The sequence below is a fragment of the Idiomarina sp. UBA3176 genome (assembly GCF_002364295.1).
Lineage (GTDB): Bacteria > Pseudomonadota > Gammaproteobacteria > Enterobacterales > Alteromonadaceae > Idiomarina > Idiomarina loihiensis.
In genome coordinates, this window is record NZ_DEXU01000014.1 from 100,213 (window position 1) to 118,238 (window position 18,026).

Here is an 18,026-nt window from a genome sequence, read left to right on the forward strand (position 1 = left end):
AAGTCTGGCCTTAAATTACTCTTTGCTCAGCCGGTGGCGGCGTGAAGCCGAACCATCCTCTAAAAAGCTTTCAAGGGATCAAGTAACCCCCGTGACGAAGAAATGGCGCGGCTTAAACGCGAGAATTCCCGGCTTAAAAAGGAACGGGATTTTTGCAAGAAGCGGCAACGTTCTTCGCAAAAGACTCGTTCTGAGATATCAGGCGATAGAGCGTTGCCGAGATAAGTTTCCGATACGCTTAATGTGTCGATGTCTGCAAGTGTCACCCAACGGATATTACGCCTGGGCAGCACAGCCTCCCAGTGCCCGGGACGTCGAAAATCAGCGGATACTGACGCGCATTAAGGAGATCCACGAGGACAGTGGTGGTGTAATTGGCGCACCACGTATGCATGAAGATCTGTCTATTGAAGGTGAACGAGTGAGTCTGAATCGTGTGGCCCGCTTAATGGCCGTTAATGGCTTTCAGGGCTGGACTCATAAGAAAGGACGAGGCCGAAAGCGACCGGCCGCCAGACCCGCTGGCCTTAAAGATCACCTGGCACGTGACTTCACAGCAACAGAGCCTGAAACTAAATGGCGAAGTCAAAACCACCGAAGGTAAACCGTTTCTGTGCGTTGTGCTCGACTTGTACAGCAAACTGATAGTGGGCTGGTCTATGCATCATCGGCAGGATCGTTACATGGTTGTTCGCGCAGTGGAAATGGCCGTCTGGCAACGAACAGGCAATCAGCCTGTGATTTTACATTCGGATAGCGGTTCTCAATTTACCAGCGGTGATTATCAGCGTGCTCTCAAATTTAATAACCTGATCAGCAGCATGAGCGCAGTCGGTAACTGCAGCGACAACGCCGGCTGTGAAGGATTTTTTGGGATACTGAAGCGTGAAAGAGTGAATTATCGCCATTATCGAACAAGGGATAAAGCTCGTTCAGATATTTTTGATTATATTGAGCGGTTTCATAATCCAAGAATGCGTCGTAGACTGGCAAAACAAGATCAGCAGTTTAGCGCGATTTTAAACCGTCCGTGATAACGAAGTAGAACCCCAACTGGAAGGCGCATGGAATTACTAAAGGTAAGGGGCTTTCCGTAAACCAACGAATTGAGAGCGACATCAAAGCGCTTTGGTCTGTCATCAGAAGTAAACTTGAGCAGGCTGTTGATGACGGCATACTAAAGTAAACCAGCTAAACCGGGGGTGAAGGTTTCAAATGTCTGAAAAATTCATGCTGGAAGCTTTGAATATTTCCAAACAAGCACTTCCCCACTGTGAACCGAATCCTCCTGTCGGATGTGTGCTGGTTAAAGATGGCGAAGTAATATCCAAAGGCTTTACGCAGGCCATTGGTGGAAGTCATGCAGAAGTAGAGGCTTTAAATGCTCATTCAGGAGACCTAAGCGGCGTTACTGCATACGTCACTTTAGAGCCTTGTTCTTTTGTCGGCCGGACTGCTGCTTGCGCAAGCACACTTCTCGCTTCGGGCATCAAGCATGTGATTATCGCAATGCTCGACCCAGACATCAGAAACAATGGTAAAGGCGCAGAGATACTAACGGCGGGAGGCGTAAAAGTTGAGGTCGGCCTGTGTGCTGAACTGGTAGCACAATTCCTTTCCCCCTATTTAGCAAAATCATAAATAGTTTCGCTAAAAACCAGAAAGCTATGGTTTAACAAGGATTAGGTTATAACTACACGAATTTTCAGTCTTTCCAGCCCCTTAAACTCGATTAAAGGTTGAGCACTTCTGTTTACTGGGCAAGAACCGACTACGCTCCAATATTGAATGTAAATATTATGGGCAAAACTACTGCAGAAAAGGACGCTCTTGAATCAGTAGATCCCGGAATAGTAGGTGAAATAATAGGGAAGTGGGATGCCAAAAACGGTTTGGAGACAACGATGTATTTGTATAGCGAAAACGGAAAGCATTATATTGCCCAAGTATTCGGGCCAGGTGAAATTAGCAAGCATGAAGTAACATTAAGCGATATAAAACACGGAACAAAAATTGAGAATGTTGAAGAAAACACGTTTGGCGAATATTTCGTTATGAACGACTCAGGCTGGTTATAGTTCTGGAGCGATAACGGAAATTACTACACAGCTCCACCTGCTAAATAAAGCATGTAGTGAGCCGATTACTTTTTCTCTGGAGGAGTTCGTTTTATTATTAGATTAGGCAAAGGTCAAAATTTACATCCGCTAATTTGTCACCCGCAACCGCGGCCACAATCTGGACACAGAATGGACACAGCCCTGATCCAGCGCCAAATCAGCCACAATAGCTAACGGTCACGCCGAAAAATCAGCAAAGAAAAGAATTTAGAGTAGATACGAAAGGAGGAAAATCTCTGCAGGCTAGGGAAATGGCGCGCCCGACAGGAGTCGAACCTGTGACCTCCGCCTCCGGAGTCTACGACCACGAAACTGGATTAAATTGGAGTAAACCCCAAAAATCGGTGTTATTAGGTATGACGAGGCCTGCAGGCCGATTTTAACGAGGCCATTTAGCCAGATAGCAAGCCAATTACCGCACATAACAATTCAAAACGCTGCAAAACTTGCCACATTTTACTATGCCAAAATGGACCTTTAGCCAGAAAAATTACCAATAGCACGGGCTCCGAAACTCATTCAAACCTGTTTAAACTCCAAAAATCACCGTTCAGCCCCCCTGATTCGATGTGCTATAATACTTTTCAAAGGCAACCAAAAGACAAAAACTGACTTACCCTCAGACCGCATGGCCCCCTCCCGGCTCCTCGTGTGGGAACTTTTATTGTCTGCCCGCCATTAACTGAATTCATAAGATAACAAGTTATGTCATGATGAAAGCCCACTTACTCATCGTCGTTTTAACGTTTTTAAACGCTACTGAGCATCGAAGAATACGACATCGACGACAGCTTACCGTACGCTGCTCGCGAACGAGATAACTCTCTCTCAGAGTATCTTCAGCACGATACGATGGCGCAAAAAAACGTTACGTTGAAAATGATGTCTGGGCTTAAACATGGGTTTCGGGACTCAAGCGGAGCATCCAGGTTACGAGAATAAATCGCAACTATCCGGTTAAATTAATAAAGTTAGCTCGTATGATGTATTTTAAATTACAGCAAAGTCGTTTTACGATTAGCATATGCATGAGAAAAAGCCAGAGCGAGAGCAAACTTAAAGTAGAGTGAATTATGGACGCGATGCAACAGCAACAGATGTATCAGGAGCGGGCGCGACGCCGCAAAGTTCACCTGCAAAAAATTGAAGGCACGTTGCGCCGAATTGAGTCTGGCGAGTTCGGCGAATGTTTTATATGTGGTGACGACATCGGTATAAAACGTCTAGAGTTTGACCCGACTCAGACACGCTGTATTGACTGTATGGAGTCTAACGAGTAGTTCGTAATGAAATACTCTCCTGACATAACCCCGGATTCGTAACCTTGTTCTAAACGAACTGGGTTACGCGTAAAACGACCGACTTTAAAGTTAACCGGTGGCGCAATCACATTGACTTTACAGTCAGCTGGCGGTTGTTTAATAAACCGAAGCGCCTCGTTATATTGAGCGTTTATGGTTAGTAAGGCGCTCTAGGGTGGCGTCAAATTAAAAAAGAAAACCGTTAAAATTGACATTTTTTTTAAGTAAAACTTACCTTAATGAGAGTTCGGCGCGAATAATCCAGAAAGTGACAATAAAAGTAAAATTTGACCTCAACTAACCTCTGTCACCCACTGTAATATATTATTTGTTTATACACCTCTGTCTCAACACAATCACAATGCGGTTATACCAGCTGGGTTAGCTGTGCATTTAACGATGATTCGTAAGTGCGTCACCAGTTACGAATTAACTGGGTGAGTTGGCTACGACGAGACGCATCAGTTAAGTCGTTAGCACAAATATATAAACAACGACCATTGCGAACTTCTAAGCATTGATTGTCATAACTCGCGATACAAGGTTTTGAAAAGTATTTTGAAAGCAGGTAACAAAGGTTTTTTTGTTTTTTTGACAGCGGTAGCTCACTCGAAAAGATCAAAACCACATGAGGATTTAACTGCATGACCTCAGCCAGCACACGCTCAACCGAGGCACGTATCGTTGATGTCACCGCGAGCGAAATAACAACAGCATCCGTTGTTGCCGTTATTTGATGTTTTAACTGACTTATCTGAGTCACTTGCTCTACCAGCATGCCGAGCTCTTCCAAGAAAGGCACCATTTCACCGACAATGGCAGGATGTGGGCGTGCAAGCGTAACTGTTTTGAGAGTCAACGGCTAATGCCTCTTTACCTTGAGTCTACAGAGTGATTTACTATTGACATTGTTTCACCCCACCCAAGAAAACAACATGACCGAAACACCTGAACAAATAACTAAAACAACAGATGCGGTCGATGCGCTGCTTAATCAGGTTGCTCAGGGAACCGAATTTCACTTTCAGTCAGGGCTTTGCGGAGACTGGACACTGATGGCGGAAATGCCACAAAAATCAGCTTTGCACCTAATCACCGAAGGAGACTGTTGGTTCGGCTTTCCTTCAAAAGAAACTGAAATCACCGAACTACATGCCGGCGATGTCATTTTTGTTAATCAAGGGGTGTCACATTTCCTCAGCTACACTCCCATTCCAAAGAACATTACAGAAAGCGAAATACCCTCTTTTTGTGAGCCAGAGCATCAACAAAATGGCATCGTCTGCTACGATATTAATAGCCCTTCTCAAATAACGGATACGGTTTTTCGGCTATTACCCCCATGGGTGATTTTAAGTCAAAGATGTCAGGCCAGTGAAATGCAGTCTCTCATCAGTATGATCCGAGCAGAGACTAAACACGGCGAACCAGGAAGTCAGGCAATTATTCAACGACTCAGTGACGTATTGGCGATTCATCTATTAAGAGCGGTAATTGAGGGCCACCAAGAACTCACCGGTCCACTTGCCGCACTGCAGGACAAGTATTTGAAAAACCTGGTGCTTGCCATTATTGACGAGCCCGCCGGCGACTGGTCAGTTGAAGAAATGGCCAAAAAAGTTTTCTTATCGCCGAGCGCACTCGCTGATAGATGCCACAAACAAACGGGCCTATCACCTAAAAAGCTCGTCGACCAATTGCGTTTGCAGCGTGCCCGGATGTTATTGAGCAGCACAGAGCTCCCGCTTGATTTGATCGCAGAGCAGTTAGGTTACCAATCAGCGACTGCTTTCAGCCGGTTTTTCAAACGCTACGCAGGATTATCAGCAAGCGAGTATCGCACGTCTCATTAACCCTCGTTTGTTGTTGGGCTAATTTGGAATTTCGACAAAGATTGCTGTAGCTGCGCTGATAAGCGTTCAAGTTGCTCCGCGGCCGCACTGGTTGTTTGGCTTGCGCTCGCCGTGTCATCCACGCTACGTTGAAACTGATCGCTACTTCCAGCGAGTCGTTCACTCGTTTGTTTTTGCTCATCGAGCGCGACAGAAATGTCTTTCACGAGCGATACCACGTCGTCAAAGTTGGTCTGAATCGTGTGCATTGCTTCTTTAGCAGCCTGACCTTCCTCAACACCCTGGTTTACGCGTTCAACGCCTGAGTTCATTTGCTCGACCGAGCGTTCAGCGACCCGTTGTATTTGCTCAATCATAGTCTCTATCTCGCCTGTCGACTTGCTTGTGCGGGTCGCCAGTGCCCGAACTTCGTCAGCAACCACAGCAAACCCTCGTCCATGCTCTCCGGCCCGAGCAGCCTCAATCGCGGCATTGAGTGCCAACAAATTGGTTTGATCAGCGATAATCTTTATAGTATCTATAATTTCAGTAATTTGTTGCGACTGCTCTCCTAGGCTATGCACGTCACTTGAAGCGTCATTGACCGATGTTGCAATCGACTGCATCGTTCCAACTGCGTTCTCGACGGTCGCCGCACTCTCGTGAACACGCTTACCGGCACTCGAAGCTACCTCGCCAGCTTGTGAGGACTGCGTAACAACATGGTCAATATGATCGTTTAATGCCTGTATCGCTTGTAAAACCTCGTCGCTGGTAGCGCGCTCCCTAACTACGGTCTGACTCAAATCACCAGACGTTGCAACCAGATTGGTACCCACTTGGTGTATTTCGTCACTGGCACGTCTCACGTCGCCTAGAATAACCTGTAACTGCTGCCTCATGGTGTCTAGCGCCAGCATGACCGTATTCACTTCGTCGTTATTATCAATCGCAACGGATACCGATAAGTTTCCTTCGCCAATTGCCTCAGCTACATCAGTGACGTGTTTCAGTCGTGTTACTAACTGTCTCCGGATAGAAAGCGCTGCTATGATAATCACCGCGAGTAACAATCCAGCACCACCGAACATCACCCAAACGCTAAGCGAGTCATAAAACTCGGCCTTTGATTGCTGTTTTCGTATCGCTTGTTTTTTTAATTCACGGTAGTCGGAAAATAACGCTCTCAAATCCTGCAGCAGCATTTCACCCCGTGCCTGCCCTATATAACGCCGAGCCTGCTCCAGATTACCTTTTTTCGCCATGTCGATGGTGGGAAGTAACGCAATGTCATGCCAGCCGTCGAATATGTCTCGAATATCCTGTAGTGCTGTTTGTCCAGCTTCACTTCTTTCTGAGTTACGCAACTTGGCAAGGCTGTCGTTAAACAAAGTGAGAGACTTCTTATAAGGATCCATGAAGTCTTCGTAACCGGTGATAACAAATCCTCGTTGACCATTTTCCATAGCCAACAAAGCGCGTTGCGCTACCCCCGCCTGCTCTAACTGCCCATTATACTGCTCAATTTTTTTGATACTTTGTTGGTTCACATCCAATGTAAAAACCATCAACGTGATAAAAATAATGAATACCAGCGCCACCGCAGCAAACGCTAACGCGATTTTATGAACTAACTTCATAAAGTACCTTTTTTACTAAGCCATAATCGACGGAAGAAATAATCGCAACTAAAACGACCGGGGCCAAAAGCTATTACAGTTCCGGCAGCCAGCATCCACCACGCCGCAGGGTTGATAAAATGTTCCCAGCTGGGGTAAACAGCCAGTTGAATAAATAGCGTCATTCCCAATAGGCCAGCGGCCGCAGAGCGGCTTAACAAGCCCATAATGAGTAAAATGGGTAACAGCACTTCAGTCACTCCCGCTAAGTAAGCCATTGTTTCAGCCACCCACAGACCCATACTATCGGCGGAATAACTCAATGAATTAACATCACACAGCTGGAGAGCATTTTCACGCGGCGGATCCGGACAAAAAAATTCGTATTTAAAAAGTGTCAGTTTCGACTCATCAAAGTCAAACCACCCGTCCCATTTCGATAGACCCGATCTTAAAAATACGTGACCTAGCAAAAGACGACAAGCGAACAGCAAAGTATCCTTAAATAGGTGGTGAAAAGTATTAAGGACCGTCATGGCTTAATGCTCCAATCACAATAAGGCGCGCAAACCAATTGCTTATCGAGAAATCAGGGTATTCGTTTGCAATGCGCTCAGCCGCCGTCTCTATTGTTAACCTATGTAATAGACACTCAATAAAAAGCGACTCTGGATCGGTTAGTGGCATATTTCGAACACGCATGCCGACATCTCGATAAAACAGTAAATCAATTTGTGATTGCCCATCTCCATTAGTAACGTCAATGCTACGTTGATTCAACGAGTTCCAGAGCGATAAGTGCTCTTGGCGCACGGCACAGACATGAAGCCCAGGATGTAATCTCAGCTTCGCAAGCTCCTCGGAGCCAGTCAGTTCATCGGCGCTTACACTATGATTATCGGGCGCCATCAACGTCGACAGCCAAGCACGATCAAGAGCCGCTAAATCAGCCTCGACCAATAATTTTCTTTCGCGTAAAAATCTAGCTAGCGCCTCCCCGTAAAAAACAAGATACGGAGATGTTGGTGGATGACATTGGCAGAACTCACGCAGTAATGGGCGAATATTCTCAGTGCCACTGTATTTGACTAACGAGGGGAAGTTTTGCTCGAGTGCACTGCGTAGCCCGACCATACGATTATTTGCATAAATCGCAAATGGGCTTATCGAATTGCTGCAGCGGCAGTCATGAATAATTTGCGACTCAAGCGACATTCTGATTATGCTCCTGCATGATACGTTTCAGCTGCTCAGATTCACGCAATAAGTCAGAAAACACTGGGAGATTGGCGTCGCGCTCAAGTAATGTAGGCTTACTTCCCCATTTTTTATAAGCCGCACCAAGCAACTCTTGCACACATAAAGGGACGGGCTGGCTATGGCTATCAATCAACCTGCCCTGAAGACCTGGATCACGATCAAAGCCGGCGACATGGATTTCACCCACCAAATGAGCAGGAATTTGATCAATAAACTGAGACGCACTAACCCCGCAATTGACTTCACTGAGATAAAGGTTAGTAATATCAAGCAATAAGCCACAGCCGCTGCGCTTTGCTACTTCTTCTAAAAAATCGGGTTCAGCGACATCATGCGATAAATCAACATAGTGAGTCGGGTTCTCAATCAAAATAGGTCGCCCGATTGCGCTTTGATAGCGGTCAATGTTATCGACCAATGTCGTTATCGCAGCCTCTGTTCGTCTAATGGGCAATAGGTCGGCAAAATACTCTTGCTCACGCACTGACCAGGCCACGTGCTCAGATACTAAGGCGGGATTGACCTGTTTTACTAAGTTGCTCACCAAGGTTAAATGATGAGTAAGATCATGGGATTGACTCCCCAGTGACCCACCCACACCGTGGAAGCTAACTGGAAAACGCTCAGCCAGCTGGGTTAGCAACTGCTTTCTCGGACCACCGACAGCACAATAATTCTCAGTGTGCACTTCAAACCAAATATCGGGCCTGCTCAGATCATTAATTGCCTCAAAAAAATCAGGCTTAAAGCTCAGTCCAACCCCTTCAACGGGGGGATGGACTGGATTTGAGTTTTGCAAAGACATCGCTTACGCCGTATTTCGCTCGAGCGGCTGTAAAGAGGCTTCCCCTTCAGGCGTCATGATATAGCTGCATGTGCCTTTTGGTGTAAACGTCCAGGCGTTCCCCTGAAAGTCGACCGTCGAGGTACCTTCACAACTGGTACCCGCACCGGCTCGACAATCATTTTCGCCTGCCAATGCGATGCCATAGCAACGCTCCATTCGGCCGTCGACTTGCTCGCCACTCATCCATTGATTAAACTTCTCCTGCACTTCTTGTGGTGCGCCGTTTTCAAGGCTGAGCTGTGAATTACCCGCAGCCAACGCACCACCACTCGCTAGCGACGCCATTGCGACACCAGTCATTAAGGCCGCTTGTACATTTGTTTTTTTCATAATAAACACTCCTTCGGTTGTTGTTGCATTATTAAGCCTAGACCTAAAACTTTCCTGGTGTGTTATCCAAAACGCCGGATGACACAACCAAAACAACATACCGCACTATTTACGCTTTCCTGATTGGTCGTTTTGCTTCTAAGATGAGTTCAACACTTAGGAGGGCAGCGTTATGTTTAAACGGCTTAAATCATTACTGTCTGGTGATACAGCTTCATCTACCCTGTCACGCGAAGCTCAAACCGAATTGCTCACGAGTCTCGCAGTTATGGCATGGTTTGTGGAAGCTAAAGACCCGTACACTGGCGGCCATTTGTGGCGAGTTTCACAATACTCGAAACTCATGGCGAGACATGAAGATTTCTCCGAAGCAGATGTTGCACGTATCGGTTTAGGTGGTTTCTTACACGATATCGGAAAAGTGTCGATCGCCGACCAAGTGCTACGCAAACCCGATAAGTTGACGGATGATGAGTTTGCAATCATCAAGGCTCACCCCTCCAACGGAGCGCGCCTTTTAGCTGCGCATCCATTGTCGAATTTGGTCATTAAAGCCGTTGAGTTACATCACGAAAGACCTGACGGTAAAGGTTACCCACATGGACTGAGTGACAATGATATTCCGGTAGAAGCCGCCATTATCGGTGTTGCAGATGCATTCGACGCAATGACCAGTGCTCGCCCCTACAGAGCGCCAATGCCCAAAGAAAAAGCATTAACGGTTCTGCAAGAAAATAGCGCTAAGCAATTTGATAGCAAATGGGTTGACGTCATGTTTAAGCTCGACGAGCAAGGGCTGTTAGATCTGATTCTGATGCATAGTGATGATGGTATCCCATTGCACGAATGTCCCAGCTGCGGACCGGTAGTGACACAGCCCAGCGATGCTGAAGTGAGTCAACTTATCGCCTGTCCATTATGTAACGCACAAATGCAATTGGTTAAAACCGACAAGGGCTGGGATGCTCAGCCAACAGGCGTATATATGAGTGCGGCTGATAATCAGCCCAGAGAAGATACCGCCTTAATTAGGCGTTTTATTGAACAAACCATTTCACCTTTAACACAAGCTTAAATTTTAAACACGTAGGAGAAGTAGCATGACAGACTTTACGTTACACGATCAATCGTCAGCGCCAGAAGATAGCAAATCCCTATTGGAAGGCTCCGAAAAGTCGTTCGGTATGATCCCAAACTTGCATGCCGTTATGGCTGAAGCACCTGGCCTATTAAAGGCGTATCAGGATATTCATGAGCTGTTCGTTAACAGTAGCTTTGACAAAAATGAACTCACCGTTGTGTGGCAGACAGTTAATGTGTATCACGACTGCCATTATTGTGTGCCTGCGCACACGGCTATTGCAAAACAAATGGGTGCAGATGATTCCATCACCGAAAATATTCGCAGTGGTAAGCCGTTAGATGACAGTAAATTACAGGCATTGCGTGAATTTACGCAAACCATGCTGGATAAACGTGGTGAAGCGTCAACCAGTGACCTGCAAGCGTTTTTTGATGCGGGTTATGGCAACCGTCAAGCGCTGGAAGTCGTGCTCGGTATTGCGCAAAAAACGATGAGTAACTATACAAACGCTATCACCGGAACCCCCGTTGATGAGCCATTTAAAAAGTTTAAGTAAATCGCGTTATACGCGATTTATGTCTCAATGCTCGTGCCTATGGCACGAGCTTCGGAGCACAAGTTATGAGTAATACACTTGAACAAAAATTGCCGTGGGCATTGCTAACTTTACGCGTTGGTATCTTTATTGTCATGTTCGTCTGGGCAGTCGATAAATTGGTCAATCCGGGTCATGCCGCTGCGATTTTTGAAGGTTTTTATGGCATCGGCGGATTATCAACAACGCTTGCAACTGTGCTAGGAAGTCTGCAGATATTGTTATGTTTAGCCTTTGTGGTCGGTGCCTGGAAAACAGTCACCTATGGGTTGATTTTAGTGATGCACGCGGTATCCACGCTATCCTCATTCCCTCAATATATGGATGCCTTCAATAATCTACTGTTTTTTGCGGCGTGGCCAATGTTGGCAGCGTGTATCGCGTTATTTATGTTGCGCGAATACGATACAAAACTGAGTTTCTGAGGCTACACTATGATCCGCTTATATTTTATCGTTGTAGCTTTGTTTTTTCAGGTGAGTGCATTCGCACAGTCATTTGACCACTCACACGAAGATTTTACGAATATTTTGAAACGCCACGTAATCGTTTACGACCACAACTTAAAATCTGCGGTTAATTACAAAGCCCTAGATCAACAGCGCGAGAAACTCGATGATTACCTGTCATCATTATCGCAAATAACTCAAACCCAATATGAGACATGGACTGAAGATAAGCAGCTTGCATTCTTAATCAATGCCTACAATGGTTTTACGCTTCAGCTAATTGTCAACAATTATGACCAGTTTAAATCGGGTGACGCCGATTCCATTCGCGATTTAGGCGGCCTTTTTAGCTCGCCCTGGGAGAAAGACTTCTTCTCACTACTGGGTCAAAAACGAACCTTGGACTGGCTGGAGCATGAAAAAATTCGTGTCGACTTTGATGAGCCTCGTATTCATGCTGCGCTCGTCTGTGCTGCAGTGAGTTGCCCCAAACTACGTGAAGAAGCCTTTATTGGAAACCGTTTAAATAAGCAGCTCGAAGACCAAATGGTCACTTTCTTAAGCGATGATGATAAAAATGGTCTCGACGATAACGGTCTTTATCTGTCAAAAATTTTCGACTGGTATGCCGAAGACTTCAAACAGGGCGGCAAAAAAGGTGTGCTGCTGTACATGCAAGACTATTCAGGTGCTTTGACAGATGGTACGCAGCAGATAACAGCATCAACACCAGTCAGATTTTTTGACTACAACTGGGCACTTAACAGTGTTCAGAATAAGAACTGAGTGGTTATTTGGTGACGATTTTTTTCCTGATATTAGTCTCTACACTCATCTCAATGGCTTTATATGGCGTTGGTTTTTCCGTATTTGGCTGGCTGTTGCTTATTTTTCTGCCGCTCAGCATTATTGGCTTCTGCGATAGATTTCAAACAAAGCACAGTATTCTGCGGAATTATCCAATTATTGGCCACATGCGCTGGTTGACCGAGGCTATTCGCCCCTATTTCAGGCAATATTTAATTGAAGGAGAGACCGAAGGTGCGCCAGTTCACCGGATGTTTCGCAGTATTGTCTACCAACGTGCAAAACAAAGCCTGGATACTAACCCGTTTGGTACCAAGGTTGATACTAATCGGATCGGTTACGAGTGGTTATCTCACTCTTTGAAAGCGAACCTGAACAACGTTAAAGCGGAAAAGCTACGGGTCACTATAGGTAATCATCAGTGCAAACGGCCTTATTCAGCCAGTCTGTTTAATATCTCCGCAATGAGTTTTGGTGCACTTAGTGCCAACGCCGTGAAAGCTCTCAATAAGGGCGCTCAGCTGGGTGGTTTTTATCAAAACACTGGCGAAGGCAGCCTTACTCCCTACCATTTAGAGTATGGTGGGGATTTGGTGTGGCAAATTGGTACTGGTTACTTTGGCTGTCGTCATAACAACGGCAACTTCGATGCCGACAGTTTTGCCGACAAAGCGGCTGAAGACAGTGTAAAAATGATCGAAATTAAGCTTTCTCAGGGCGCAAAGCCAAGTCATGGCGGCATCCTTCCAAAAGAAAAGATCACCGATGAAATCGCTCGTTTTCGGCATGTCGGCCGTGATGAAGACGTCGTATCACCACCGACACACTCAGCGTTTTCATCGCCATTAGAATTACTGCAATTTATAAACACATTACGCCACCTCAGTGGCGGCAAGCCAGTTGGAATAAAGCTGTGTGTTGGAAATCGCCAAGAGTTTTTTGCCATACTAAAAGCGATGAAAGAGACATGTATTTATCCGGACTTTATTACTATCGATGGCGGTGAAGGCGGAACCGGCGCCGCGCCACTCGAATTCTCTAACTCTATTGGAATGCCACTTCGTGATGCCATTGTCTTTACACACGATGCTCTAGTCGGCATGGGCTTGCGCGACAAGGTAAAAATTATTGCGTCAGGCAAGTTATTTACGTCGTTTCACATCGTTCGCGCACTGGCGTTGGGAGCCGACCTCTGTAACAGCGCTCGCGGTATGATGTTCGCGCTAGGCTGTGTTCAGTCATTGTCCTGTAACACCAACCGTTGCCCAACCGGCATTGCCACACAGAACATCCGCTTGAGTAAAGGCCTTGTCGTTCAGGATAAAGCCGAGCGCGTTTATAACTATCAACAGGCAACTCTGAAAGCAACCGCAGAGCTGCTCGCAGCAGCAGCCGTTGAAAATACAGATACCATAACTCGACAACACATTTTCCGTCGTATGTCGGACTATTCGATCCGTTCGCTGGCCGATATTTACCCAGAGCCAGAGAACGAATCTTTCATCAATGGAAGTATACCCGAGTTATTACGCAGTGACTTTCACTCGGCGAGAGCCGAATCTTTTTAATGTTAAGGAGAAACACAATGAAACCATTTACCGCCTCAATTATTGCAGCCTTTATCGCAACCGTTGTTTTATCGATTTTAATGCTGATTAAATCGAGCATGGGTGTTATGCCAGAGCTCAATGTCATTAAAATGCTGGCGAGCCAAATGAACAGTACCGCTGGTATGGGTTGGGTTGCACACTTTGTCATTGGTACCGTCGGCTATGCAATTGCTTACACCGTTATTGCTAAAGTCATCACGACTGAAAAGCCAATATTAATGGGTATTATTGTTGGTATTTTAGGCTGGTTAGTCATGATGGTGGCGTTGATGCCAATGATGGGCAAAGGCCTTTTTGCAACAGCCATGGGAATGGGGCCAATGCCAGCCGTTGCCACACTGGTGCTTCATATCATTTTTGGGTTCGTGCTGGGCTACACCGTATGCAAACTTACTCAACAAAAAAGTAGTTAAAAACATTGTCTTTGCGGCAGTTCGTCTGTGCCTGGGTGGTTCTTTTGGTAGCCATACCACTCAATGCACAGACGTTTTTTATATTATTTAATTATTATGAGTATGAATACGTTAGAAATAATTTATGACGTGCGCCGTAAGATCAATTGCTTAGCTTGGCGTTGTTTATTAGCTTTAATAATAATGTTGATATTACTTTATCAACACTCTGCAATAGCCGATGAGATCAGTCATCCGTCCATGCTTAATCTAAATATTGGTCAAGTCAGTATCGAGAGACATACCCAAAAACCTTGGCGTTATGGCTTAGAGTATCGCATGCAACCTATTGGGGATTATCAGCTTATTCCTGCCATAGGAGCTTTCCAAGTCAATAATGGCGCTAATTTTCTCTACGGAGATCTTAAACGCGACATTTATTTATCGGAAAATATAATATTGACACCGAGCTTTGGATTTGGCGTCTTAAATGAATCTACTGATTTTCGGTTGGGTCAATCATTAGAGTTTCGATCGGGCATTGAAGTATCTTATATAGCTGGCAATAATTGCCGTATTGGCTTAGCTTTATTTCATATGTCAAACGGGGATTGGCAAATAACAATCCCGGCTCGGAAAATCTTGTTTTATCTTTCACTATACCTATTTAGGCCATACTGTTTCTTGGCCGTTGAGAACCCCCTAAGTCCAGGGAGGCTGCTCAACATATAAATTCTATAGCTAGTCAATATAAGCTTCTTTTAAGTTAACTAGTAAAGCGAAAAACTTGACCTTAAAGTTCACTTTAAGGTTATAGTTAGGTTCAGTTATCGACCACTTGGTTTGAGGTGCATGAATGAAAACCTTCAATATCGGCGAACTTTCCGAGAAAAGCGGTGTGGCCAGTCATGCCATCCGCTTTTACGAGCGGGAAAATCTCATGCCTGAACCTGCCCGGACCCAGGCTAACTATCGCCGTTACCCCGAGGATGCGATCACTAGGTTGCAGTTCATTGTCCACGCCAAGGAGTGGGGCTTTACCCTGGATGAGATCCGGGAGCTCCTGATGCTGCAGGATGCCAATGGTGACCGTGCCGAAGTCAGGCGTATTGCCGGCAAGCAACTGGCAAAGATCCGGCACCAGATCCGCAGCCTGTCCAATATTGAGGCTGTTCTGGCAGAAACCCAGGAGAAATGTTCTGGTGAAGGATCAGTGGACGGCTGCCCAATTGTCGAAGCTATCGCCCACAAAGGCTAGGGCTGCCTCTCGTTTGTGGGATGGATTGATTAAAAAGGCACGGGATGGGCCGTGCCAGGGAGTAATTGTTATGCAGACAATAGAGATTGGCATTGACGGAATGTCCTGCGCATCATGCGTCGGCAGGATTGAAAAGGCGCTTAAAGGGCAGCAGGGCGTTCGGTCAGCCCAGGTGAATCTTGCGACTGGAAAGGCCAGCGTGGAATTCGATCAGCCAGCCACGTCAGTCCTGCTGGTGGACTCGATTACAGATGCAGGCTATCAGCCGCGGGCAAAATCAGCCGACATTCCGGTCAGCGGCATGACCTGCGGATCCTGCGTCTCCCGTATTGAACGGTCATTGAACAAGATGCCCGGCATGATCAAGGCCAGTGTCAATCTGACCACCCAGAAAGCGTTTGTGGAGTTCCTCTCTGACACCCTGTCAGTGCCGCGAATTCATCAGGCTATCCGGGACGCGGGGTATGAACCTCAGGAGTCGGACGTCAGGGGCGAAACCGAAGAACAGGACAAGGAGGGTATCGACCTTCGCCGGAAAGTGATCTTCGCCGCGGCGCTGACCATTCCGGTGGTTCTGATTGCCATGGGTAAGATGGTTCCTGCTCTTGAGGCGTTTTACACCAGCGCCTTGTCCCACCGTGGCTGGATGACTATCGAATGGCTCCTGACCACGCCGGTGCTGTTCTATGCCGGGTCGCGGTTCTTCCGCTCCGGCTATGTTGAATTGCGTCATGCCAACCCCGGTATGAACAGCCTGGTGATGATTGGTTCCAGCGCTGCCTATTTCTACTCGGTTGCGGCACTGCTGGTTCCCGGATTCTTTCCCGCCGGCACCGCCGAAAGTTATTTCGAGGCATCTGCGGTCATCGTGACGCTCATTTTGCTGGGACGGTATTTCGAGCACATTGCCAAGGGCCGCACGTCTGAGGCGATCAAGAAACTTCTTCAGCTGCAGGCCAAAACCGCCCGTGTCATTCGGAACGGGGAAGCTGTCGAGGTACCCATCGAGGCGGTGGTGCCTGGCGACCGTATCCGGGTTCGGCCGGGCGAGCGGGTTCCTGTTGATGGCGTGGTGGAAGAAGGCGAGTCCTACGTGGATGAATCCATGATTAGCGGCGAGCCGGTGCCGGTTGTCAAACAGAAAGAGGCCGAACTGGTAGGCGGGACCATCAATAAGAATGGTTCACTGACGTTCCGGGCTACCCGCGTGGGCGCGGATACCGTTCTGTCACAGATCATCAAGATGGTGGAGTCGGCACAGGCCGATAAACCTCCGATCCAGGAACTGGCCGACAAGATTGCCGGAGTCTTCGTGCCGGTTGTGATCTTGCTTGCAATCCTGACATTCATTACGTGGTTCAGCTTCGGCCCTGCGCCGGCATTGTCCTTTGCCTTCGTCACCACGGTCAGCGTATTGCTGATTGCCTGCCCCTGCGCGATGGGGCTGGCGACGCCGACAGCCATTATGGTTGGAACCGGCAAAGGCGCGGAACTGGGTGTGCTGTTCCGCAAGGGCGCGGCCTTGGAGACACTGGCTCAAATGGGTACCATCGTTCTCGATAAAACCGGCACCCTGACACGGGGCCGGCCCGAGCTGACGGACTTCATCCTGGTGGAAGGCCGCGAGGATGAGGTCCTGGCCTGGGTCGCGGCGGTGGAGACCGAGAGCGAGCATCCCATTGGGAAAGCCATCGTCAAGGGTGCCAGGGAGCGAGGTCTCACGTTGCCTTCAGTCAGTGAATTCCAGGCCGAGCCGGGCTACGGCATCCAGGCACTGGTGGCCGGACACCGGATCAATGTGGGTGCGGACCGTTATATGCGTCGTCTCGGTATCGACCTGGCCGGTGTCGCCGACGATGCGAAGTCTCTCGCTGAAAAAGCCAAATCCCCGCTGTATGTAGCTGTCAATGGTCGCCTCGCGGCATTGGTTGCCGTGTCCGACCCGCTTAAGGATGGTTCGATGGAAGCGATTTCCGCGCTCACAGCTTCAGGGTTAAGCGTGGCCATGCTCACCGGTGATAATCGCGCCACCGCCGGAGCTATAGCGCGGCAGGCGGGTATTGAACGGGTGCTTGCCGAGGTATTGCCGGACCAGAAAGCGGCTGAAGTCAAGCGCTTACAGGAAGAGGGCGCACGGGTTGCGTTCGTGGGGGACGGCATCAATGACGCACCGGCTCTGGCTCAGGCGGATGTGGGTATAGCCATCGGCACCGGTACCGACATTGCTATCGAGGCCGGGGACGTGGTTCTGATGCGCGGCGATCTGCGTGGCATCGTGGATGCTACAGCGCTTTCCCGGCGCACCCGCACAACGATCCTGGGCAATTTTGTCTGGGCCTATGGCTACAACCTGTCACTTATTCCGGTAGCGGCAGGTGTCCTTTTCCCGTTTACCGGCTACCTGCTCAATCCCATGCTGGCAGCGGGTGCCATGAGCCTTTCCAGTGTCTTCGTGGTAACCAACTCCCTTCGGCTAGGACAGTTCAAACCAGGTAACGAGGGGAATTCCCGTTGACTTCATT

At 47.6% G+C, this 18,026-nt stretch carries 20 protein-coding genes and 1 pseudogene; 14 read left to right on the forward strand and 7 right to left on the reverse strand.

Annotation, left to right across the window (positions count from 1 at the left end; genetic code table 11):
* Positions 1-13: 13 nt before the first annotated feature.
* The 4 genes and pseudogenes from B2U97_RS05315 to B2U97_RS05330 all read left to right on the forward strand — a co-directional run.
* Positions 14-1,034: pseudogene (locus B2U97_RS05315) on the forward strand (IS3 family transposase); the annotation flags it as partial.
* A 181-nt stretch (positions 1,035-1,215) separates the two neighbouring features.
* Positions 1,216-1,641, forward strand: coding sequence for a bifunctional diaminohydroxyphosphoribosylaminopyrimidine deaminase/5-amino-6-(5-phosphoribosylamino)uracil reductase RibD (locus B2U97_RS05320; RefSeq protein ID WP_011233313.1), 426 nt, complete (start codon positions 1,216-1,218; stop codon positions 1,639-1,641).
* Positions 1,642-1,799: 158 nt separating this feature from the next.
* The gene (locus tag B2U97_RS05325; RefSeq protein WP_011233312.1) at positions 1,800-2,078 is read left to right on the forward strand and encodes a hypothetical protein; all 279 of its coding nucleotides are present in this window, start codon (positions 1,800-1,802) and stop codon (positions 2,076-2,078) included.
* Positions 2,079-3,193: 1,115 nt separating this feature from the next.
* A complete protein-coding gene (locus tag B2U97_RS05330) occupies positions 3,194-3,400 on the forward strand; it encodes a TraR/DksA family transcriptional regulator (RefSeq protein ID WP_286823372.1) in 207 nt (68 codons plus the stop codon).
* Here B2U97_RS05330 and B2U97_RS05335 read toward each other — a convergent pair.
* A complete protein-coding gene (locus B2U97_RS05335; protein WP_349676385.1) occupies positions 3,361-3,576 on the reverse strand; it encodes a DUF6363 domain-containing protein in 216 nt (71 codons plus the stop codon). The two genes, B2U97_RS05330 and B2U97_RS05335, sit on opposite strands and share 40 nt — an antisense overlap.
* Before the next feature lie 260 nt (positions 3,577-3,836).
* A complete protein-coding gene (locus B2U97_RS05340; RefSeq protein ID WP_286823373.1) occupies positions 3,837-4,280 on the reverse strand; it encodes a hypothetical protein in 444 nt (147 codons plus the stop codon).
* Positions 4,281-4,356: 76 nt separating this feature from the next.
* On the opposite strand from B2U97_RS05340, the gene B2U97_RS05345 reads away from it, so the two are divergent.
* Complete coding sequence (locus tag B2U97_RS05345; RefSeq protein WP_286823374.1) at positions 4,357-5,274, forward strand: AraC family transcriptional regulator; 918 nt, start codon at positions 4,357-4,359, stop codon at positions 5,272-5,274.
* On the opposite strand, the gene B2U97_RS05350 is transcribed toward B2U97_RS05345, so the two are convergent.
* Genes B2U97_RS05350 through B2U97_RS05370 form a run of 5 tightly spaced genes read right to left on the reverse strand, consistent with a single transcriptional unit; the run spans position 5,271 to position 9,309 of the window.
* Positions 5,271-6,893 (reverse strand): methyl-accepting chemotaxis protein, encoded by a 1,623-nt coding sequence (locus B2U97_RS05350; protein ID WP_286823375.1) that lies wholly within the window; start codon positions 6,891-6,893, stop codon positions 5,271-5,273. The two genes, B2U97_RS05345 and B2U97_RS05350, sit on opposite strands and share 4 nt — an antisense overlap.
* Positions 6,890-7,408 carry a DoxX family protein gene (locus B2U97_RS05355; protein WP_286823376.1) on the reverse strand — a complete coding sequence of 173 codons (519 nt, stop codon included), beginning with the start codon at positions 7,406-7,408 and terminating at the stop codon, positions 6,890-6,892. The genes B2U97_RS05350 and B2U97_RS05355 overlap by 4 nt, the downstream gene beginning before the upstream one ends.
* A complete protein-coding gene (locus B2U97_RS05360) occupies positions 7,395-8,087 on the reverse strand; it encodes a DNA-binding domain-containing protein (RefSeq protein WP_286823377.1) in 693 nt (230 codons plus the stop codon). The genes B2U97_RS05355 and B2U97_RS05360 overlap by 14 nt, the downstream gene beginning before the upstream one ends.
* The gene (locus tag B2U97_RS05365; RefSeq protein ID WP_286823378.1) at positions 8,077-8,937 is read right to left on the reverse strand and encodes a DUF692 domain-containing protein; all 861 of its coding nucleotides are present in this window, start codon (positions 8,935-8,937) and stop codon (positions 8,077-8,079) included. The genes B2U97_RS05360 and B2U97_RS05365 overlap by 11 nt, the downstream gene beginning before the upstream one ends.
* Positions 8,938-8,940: 3 nt before the next feature.
* Positions 8,941-9,309 carry a DUF2282 domain-containing protein gene (locus tag B2U97_RS05370; RefSeq protein WP_286823379.1) on the reverse strand — a complete coding sequence of 123 codons (369 nt, stop codon included), beginning with the start codon at positions 9,307-9,309 and terminating at the stop codon, positions 8,941-8,943.
* A gap of 172 nt (positions 9,310-9,481) precedes the next feature.
* On the opposite strand from B2U97_RS05370, the gene B2U97_RS05375 reads away from it, so the two are divergent.
* From B2U97_RS05375 to B2U97_RS05415, 9 genes are all read left to right on the forward strand, one after another.
* Positions 9,482-10,384, forward strand: a complete 903-nt coding sequence (locus B2U97_RS05375; protein ID WP_286823380.1) for an HD domain-containing phosphohydrolase — start codon at positions 9,482-9,484, stop codon at positions 10,382-10,384.
* Positions 10,385-10,409: 25 nt separating this feature from the next.
* On the forward strand, positions 10,410-10,949 hold the full coding sequence (locus B2U97_RS05380) for a carboxymuconolactone decarboxylase family protein (RefSeq protein ID WP_286823381.1): 540 nt from the start codon (positions 10,410-10,412) through the stop codon (positions 10,947-10,949).
* Positions 10,950-11,014: 65 nt separating this feature from the next.
* The gene (locus B2U97_RS05385) at positions 11,015-11,413 is read left to right on the forward strand and encodes a hypothetical protein (protein ID WP_286823382.1); all 399 of its coding nucleotides are present in this window, start codon (positions 11,015-11,017) and stop codon (positions 11,411-11,413) included.
* A gap of 9 nt (positions 11,414-11,422) precedes the next feature.
* On the forward strand, positions 11,423-12,223 hold the full coding sequence (locus tag B2U97_RS05390; protein ID WP_286823383.1) for a DUF547 domain-containing protein: 801 nt from the start codon (positions 11,423-11,425) through the stop codon (positions 12,221-12,223).
* Between the two features lie 53 nt (positions 12,224-12,276).
* Complete coding sequence (locus B2U97_RS05395; protein ID WP_286823412.1) at positions 12,277-13,812, forward strand: FMN-binding glutamate synthase family protein; 1,536 nt, start codon at positions 12,277-12,279, stop codon at positions 13,810-13,812.
* A 17-nt stretch (positions 13,813-13,829) separates the two neighbouring features.
* On the forward strand, positions 13,830-14,267 hold the full coding sequence (locus tag B2U97_RS05400) for a DUF6789 family protein (protein ID WP_286823384.1): 438 nt from the start codon (positions 13,830-13,832) through the stop codon (positions 14,265-14,267).
* A gap of 102 nt (positions 14,268-14,369) precedes the next feature.
* Entirely contained in the window at positions 14,370-14,978 is a 609-nt protein-coding gene (locus B2U97_RS05405) for an acyloxyacyl hydrolase (RefSeq protein WP_286823385.1), read from the forward strand.
* A 124-nt stretch (positions 14,979-15,102) separates the two neighbouring features.
* Positions 15,103-15,504 (forward strand): MerR family transcriptional regulator, encoded by a 402-nt coding sequence (locus B2U97_RS05410; protein ID WP_286823386.1) that lies wholly within the window; start codon positions 15,103-15,105, stop codon positions 15,502-15,504.
* 70 nt (positions 15,505-15,574) lie between these two features.
* A complete protein-coding gene (locus B2U97_RS05415; RefSeq protein ID WP_286823387.1) occupies positions 15,575-18,019 on the forward strand; it encodes a heavy metal translocating P-type ATPase in 2,445 nt (814 codons plus the stop codon).
* The last annotated feature ends 7 nt before the right edge of the window (positions 18,020-18,026 follow it).

Excerpts from the sequence above, each read along its gene's own strand:
- B2U97_RS05365 (WP_286823378.1), bottom strand. The coding sequence starts at position 8,937 with ATGTCTTTGCAAAACTCAAATCCAGTCCATCCCCCCGTTGAAGGGGTT.
- B2U97_RS05405 (WP_286823385.1), top strand. The coding sequence starts at position 14,370 with ATGAATACGTTAGAAATAATTTATGACGTGCGCCGTAAGATCAATTGC.
- B2U97_RS05380 (WP_286823381.1), top strand. The coding sequence starts at position 10,410 with ATGACAGACTTTACGTTACACGATCAATCGTCAGCGCCAGAAGATAGC.
- B2U97_RS05400 (WP_286823384.1), top strand. The coding sequence starts at position 13,830 with ATGAAACCATTTACCGCCTCAATTATTGCAGCCTTTATCGCAACCGTT.
- B2U97_RS05395 (WP_286823412.1), top strand. The coding sequence starts at position 12,277 with ATGGCTTTATATGGCGTTGGTTTTTCCGTATTTGGCTGGCTGTTGCTT.
- B2U97_RS05390 (WP_286823383.1), top strand. The coding sequence starts at position 11,423 with ATGATCCGCTTATATTTTATCGTTGTAGCTTTGTTTTTTCAGGTGAGT.
- B2U97_RS05385 (WP_286823382.1), top strand. The coding sequence starts at position 11,015 with ATGAGTAATACACTTGAACAAAAATTGCCGTGGGCATTGCTAACTTTA.
- B2U97_RS05330 (WP_286823372.1), top strand. The coding sequence starts at position 3,194 with ATGGACGCGATGCAACAGCAACAGATGTATCAGGAGCGGGCGCGACGC.
- B2U97_RS05345 (WP_286823374.1), top strand. The coding sequence starts at position 4,357 with ATGACCGAAACACCTGAACAAATAACTAAAACAACAGATGCGGTCGAT.
- B2U97_RS05325 (WP_011233312.1), top strand. The coding sequence starts at position 1,800 with ATGGGCAAAACTACTGCAGAAAAGGACGCTCTTGAATCAGTAGATCCC.
- B2U97_RS05360 (WP_286823377.1), bottom strand. The coding sequence starts at position 8,087 with ATGTCGCTTGAGTCGCAAATTATTCATGACTGCCGCTGCAGCAATTCG.
- B2U97_RS05350 (WP_286823375.1), bottom strand. The coding sequence starts at position 6,893 with ATGAAGTTAGTTCATAAAATCGCGTTAGCGTTTGCTGCGGTGGCGCTG.
- B2U97_RS05355 (WP_286823376.1), bottom strand. The coding sequence starts at position 7,408 with ATGACGGTCCTTAATACTTTTCACCACCTATTTAAGGATACTTTGCTG.
- B2U97_RS05320 (WP_011233313.1), top strand. The coding sequence starts at position 1,216 with ATGTCTGAAAAATTCATGCTGGAAGCTTTGAATATTTCCAAACAAGCA.
- B2U97_RS05370 (WP_286823379.1), bottom strand. The coding sequence starts at position 9,309 with ATGAAAAAAACAAATGTACAAGCGGCCTTAATGACTGGTGTCGCAATG.
- B2U97_RS05410 (WP_286823386.1), top strand. The coding sequence starts at position 15,103 with ATGAAAACCTTCAATATCGGCGAACTTTCCGAGAAAAGCGGTGTGGCC.
- B2U97_RS05415 (WP_286823387.1), top strand. The coding sequence starts at position 15,575 with ATGCAGACAATAGAGATTGGCATTGACGGAATGTCCTGCGCATCATGC.
- B2U97_RS05375 (WP_286823380.1), top strand. The coding sequence starts at position 9,482 with ATGTTTAAACGGCTTAAATCATTACTGTCTGGTGATACAGCTTCATCT.